Origin of the sequence: Streptomyces sp. NPDC020422, assembly GCF_044386705.1 — a bacterium.
Taxonomy (GTDB): Bacteria; Actinomycetota; Actinomycetes; order Streptomycetales; family Streptomycetaceae; genus Streptomyces.
In genome coordinates, this window is record NZ_JBIRVJ010000021.1 from 1 (window position 1) to 3,208 (window position 3,208).

The 3,208-nt window shown below is 56.9% G+C and carries 1 rRNA gene; it reads right to left on the reverse strand.

Annotation, left to right across the window (positions count from 1 at the left end):
- Positions 1-32 precede the first annotated feature (32 nt).
- A 23S ribosomal RNA gene (locus ACH414_RS33825) occupies positions 33-3,152 on the reverse strand.
- Positions 3,153-3,208: the final 56 nt, after the last annotated feature.

A 3,208-nucleotide genomic window follows, 5' to 3' on the forward strand; every position in this document is an offset into this window, starting at 1 on the left:
CTTCAGAACTAACACAGTGGACGCGAGCAACTGAGGACAAGCCCTCGGCCTATTAGTACCGGTCAGCTCCACCCATTACTGGGCTTCCACATCCGGCCTATCAACCCAGTCGTCTACTGGGAGCCTTACCCTCTCAAGGAGGTGGGAATACTCATCTCGAAGCAGGCTTCCCGCTTAGATGCTTTCAGCGGTTATCCCTCCCGAACGTAGCCAACCAGCCATGCCCTTGGCAGGACAACTGGCACACCAGAGGTTCGTCCGTCCCGGTCCTCTCGTACTAGGGACAGCCCTTCTCAATATTCCTACGCGCACAGCGGATAGGGACCGAACTGTCTCACGACGTTCTAAACCCAGCTCGCGTACCGCTTTAATGGGCGAACAGCCCAACCCTTGGGACCGACTCCAGCCCCAGGATGCGACGAGCCGACATCGAGGTGCCAAACCATCCCGTCGATATGGACTCTTGGGGAAGATCAGCCTGTTATCCCCGGGGTACCTTTTATCCGTTGAGCGACGGCGCTTCCACAAGCCACCGCCGGATCACTAGTCCCGACTTTCGTCCCTGCTCGACCCGTCGGTCTCACAGTCAAGCTCCCTTGTGCACTTACACTCAACACCTGATTGCCAACCAGGCTGAGGGAACCTTTGGGCGCCTCCGTTACCCTTTGGGAGGCAACCGCCCCAGTTAAACTACCCATCAGACACTGTCCCTGATCCGGATCACGGACCGAGGTTAGACATCCAGCACGACCAGAGTGGTATTTCAACGGCGACTCCACCATGACTGGCGTCACGGCTTCAAAGTCTCCCACCTATCCTACACAAGCCGAACCGAACACCAATATCAAACTGTAGTAAAGGTCCCGGGGTCTTTCCGTCCTGCTGCGCGAAACGAGCATCTTTACTCGTAGTGCAATTTCACCGGGCCTATGGTTGAGACAGTCGAGAAGTCGTTACGCCATTCGTGCAGGTCGGAACTTACCCGACAAGGAATTTCGCTACCTTAGGATGGTTATAGTTACCACCGCCGTTTACTGGCGCTTAAGTTCTCAGCTTCGCCCTGTCGAAACAGAGCTAACCGGTCCCCTTAACGTTCCAGCACCGGGCAGGCGTCAGTCCGTATACATCGCCTTACGGCTTCGCACGGACCTGTGTTTTTAGTAAACAGTCGCTTCTCGCTGGTCTCTGCGGCCACCCCCAGCTCAGGAAGCAAGTTCCCTCACCAGTGATGGCCCCCCTTCTCCCGAAGTTACGGGGGCATTTTGCCGAGTTCCTTAACCATAGTTCACCCGAACGCCTCGGTATTCTCTACCTGACCACCTGAGTCGGTTTAGGGTACGGGCCGCCATGAAACTCGCTAGAGGCTTTTCTCGACAGCATAGGATCATCCACTTCACCACAATCGGCTCGGCATCAGGTCTCAGGCTATATGTTGTCCGGATTTGCCTAGACAACGCCCTACACCCTTACCCCGGGACAACCACCGCCCGGGCTGGACTACCTTCCTGCGTCACCCCATCGCTTACCTACTACCACCTTGGGTCAGCGGCTCCACCACTCCCCTTCACCCGAAGGATCCAGGGCGGCTTCACGGCCTTAGCATTAATGGGCTCGATATTGGGCGTTTCAAAGCGGGTACCGGAATATCAACCGGTTGTCCATCGACTACGCCTGTCGGCCTCGCCTTAGGTCCCGACTTACCCTGGGCAGATCAGCTTGACCCAGGAACCCTTAGTCAATCGGCGCACACGTTTCTCACGTGTGTATCGCTACTCATGCCTGCATTCTCACTCGTGAACCGTCCACAACTCGCTTCCGCGGCTGCTTCACCCGGCACACGACGCTCCCCTACCCATCACAGCACCCGTTGGGGCTATACGCTGCAATGACACGACTTCGGCGGTACGCTTGAGCCCCGCTACATTGTCGGCGCGGAATCACTTGACCAGTGAGCTATTACGCACTCTTTCAAGGGTGGCTGCTTCTAAGCCAACCTCCTGGTTGTCTCTGCGACTCCACATCCTTTCCCACTTAGCGTACGCTTAGGGGCCTTAGTCGATGCTCTGGGCTGTTTCCCTCTCGACCATGGAGCTTATCCCCCACAGTCTCACTGCCGTGCTCTCACTTACCGGCATTCGGAGTTTGGCTAAGGTCAGTAACCCGGTAGGGCCCATCGCCTATCCAGTGCTCTACCTCCGGCAAGAAACACACGACGCTGCACCTAAATGCATTTCGGGGAGAACCAGCTATCACGGAGTTTGATTGGCCTTTCACCCCTAACCACAGGTCATCCCCCAGGTTTTCAACCCTGGTGGGTTCGGTCCTCCACGAAGTCTTACCTCCGCTTCAACCTGCCCATGGCTAGATCACTCCGCTTCGGGTCTTGAGCGTGCTACTGAAACGCCCTATTCGGACTCGCTTTCGCTACGGCTTCCCCACACGGGTTAACCTCGCAACACACCGCAAACTCGCAGGCTCATTCTTCAAAAGGCACGCAGTCACGAGGCATAGCAAGCTATGCCCGACGCTCCCACGGCTTGTAGGCACACGGTTTCAGGTACTATTTCACTCCGCTCCCGCGGTACTTTTCACCATTCCCTCACGGTACTATCCGCTATCGGTCACCAGGGAATATTTAGGCTTAGCGGGTGGTCCCGCCAGATTCACACGGGATTTCTCGGGCCCCGTGCTACTTGGGTGTCTCTCAAACGAGCCGCTGACGTTTCGTCTACGGGGGTCTTACCCTCTACGCCGGACCTTTCGCATGTCCTTCGACTACATCAACGGTTTCTGACTCGTCCTGTCGCCGGCAGACGACAGAAGAGAGATCCCACAACCCCGCATGCGCAACCCCTGCCGGGTCTCACACGCATACGGTTTGGCCTCATCCGGTTTCGCTCGCCACTACTCCCGGAATCACGGTTGTTTTCTCTTCCTGAGGGTACTGAGATGTTTCACTTCCCCTCGTTCCCTCCACATGCCCTATGTGTTCAGGCATGGGTGACAGCCCATGACGACTGCCGGGTTTCCCCATTCGGAAACCCCCGGATCAAAGCCTGGTTGACGGCTCCCCGGGGACTATCGTGGCCTCCCACGTCCTTCATCGGTTCCTGGTGCCAAGGCATCCACCGTGCGCCCTTAAAAACTTGGCCACAGATGCTCGCGTCCACTGTGTAGTTCTCAAGCAACGACCAGCCACCCATCACCT